Below are 1,354 nucleotides of genomic sequence, written 5' to 3'. Positions count from 1 at the left end.
CGCCGCCTCCTGCTCGGCCGGCAGCACGCCGTCCGTGCCGATCGAAGGGGCCCTGCGCACCAGTGACTTGGCGTAGCGGACTTTGAGGTAGCCAGGTCCGGCGATCGCCTCGTCCAGGTGGACGAAGAGCAGCCGGTGGCGGGTCGGCATCCCGGTGCGCACCGTCGCCATGGCCGGCTCGTCGGTGGTGGTGTCGACGTACACCGCTTCGAGTACGCCGATCTTGTGGCCCTCGATGTCGAGGACGTCCCGGTCGCGCCACTCGCGGACATCGGCTGACTGGATCATGGACTTGCCCTCTCTGGGCGGTTGCCTTGGTGGCTGGTGCAGGATGTCACCGCCGGTTCTCCGCATGAAGTCGCCGCAGTGCACGGCGCAACTCCTTGTGCAGTGGCGCGGGGAACGCTTCGCCGTCTGCAGTGGCGACCAAGGCTGTGGCCACCTCGCGGAGTTTGACGTTGCTGTGCTGCGATACGTCCACCAGCAGGCCCCTGGCCGTCCCGCTCGAACACGGAGCCAGGACCATCACCATGCCGATCGCCTGGTCGATCACCGCCCGGCTGACCAGCGCCCGCTGCAACTGATCGTTGGCGGCGCGCAGTTCGACGACGACTGGCTCCAGGGCCGAGTCTTCCCAGGCCACCTCTTCCGCCTGGATTCTGACTGTCTGGCCCATGAAACCTGCCTCACCCCGAACGCTCGGGTATCGGATGCCTGAGTCGGTTACCGGTGGTGCTGTTCGTCCCGGCGGTCCTGTCGGTTCCAGTGCCCTCTGCGCTGGCGTCGGTAGCGGCGGTCCCAACGGTCCTGACGGTCCCGGTAGTCCCGGTAGTCGCGGTACTCGAAACTGCCGCCCTGGCCCCGGCTGCCCCAGCCACCCCGGCCGTAGTGGACAGCTCCGAAAATCAGCACGGCTGCGGCCGCCCACCACATGGGGTTCAGGAATCCGAAGCCGAGCAGGGCCACGACAAGGATGACGAACAAGACGATCACGGCGGGCCTCCCGGGCGGAACGGATCATCGCTGCCGGGGTCCGGGGCCTCGCTGCGGAGCTTAGTCCTGTCAAGAGGCTGTGGATACGTTTCGATGCCGACGCATATCGCCTTGCTCAGATGGCCACTTGACACCTAGCCAGGGAATGAGGCGGCGATTAGCGTGCGTCGTGCCGCCCCGGCCCCCGGCAGTATCGATTGGTTGCCGCGCCCCTCAGGGGCGCCACTCGCGCATCACAGGCGGCCCGCCGCATCACCAGCGTCGCCGCCTTCATCCTCGCCGCCCCCACAGCGACCACGGCAAAGGCTCGATGCGCCCCACGCGGGCATCCCAACCACTGCCCGCCTCGCCGCACATGCCC

3 protein-coding genes are annotated in these 1,354 nt (G+C 67.9%); all 3 read right to left on the bottom strand.

Annotated features, from left to right (window positions below):
- On the bottom strand, nt 1–288 hold a 288-nt coding region (locus ACZ5CR_RS45430; RefSeq protein WP_468869613.1), incomplete at its 3' end, for a PRC-barrel domain-containing protein.
- A gap of 46 nt (nt 289–334) precedes the next feature.
- On the bottom strand, nt 335–676 hold the full coding sequence (locus tag ACZ5CR_RS45425; RefSeq protein WP_468869609.1) for an ANTAR domain-containing protein: 342 nt from the start codon (nt 674–676) through the stop codon (nt 335–337).
- 47 nt (nt 677–723) lie between these two features.
- The gene (locus ACZ5CR_RS45420; protein WP_468869606.1) at nt 724–993 is read right to left on the bottom strand and encodes a hypothetical protein; all 270 of its coding nucleotides are present in this window, start codon (nt 991–993) and stop codon (nt 724–726) included.
- Nucleotides 994–1,354 lie beyond the last annotated feature (361 nt).

The organism is Streptomyces sp. NPDC031274 (genome assembly GCF_055570235.1).
The sequence above is the reverse complement of the archived record's forward strand: the minus strand, read 5'-3'. Positions and strand labels throughout refer to the sequence as shown.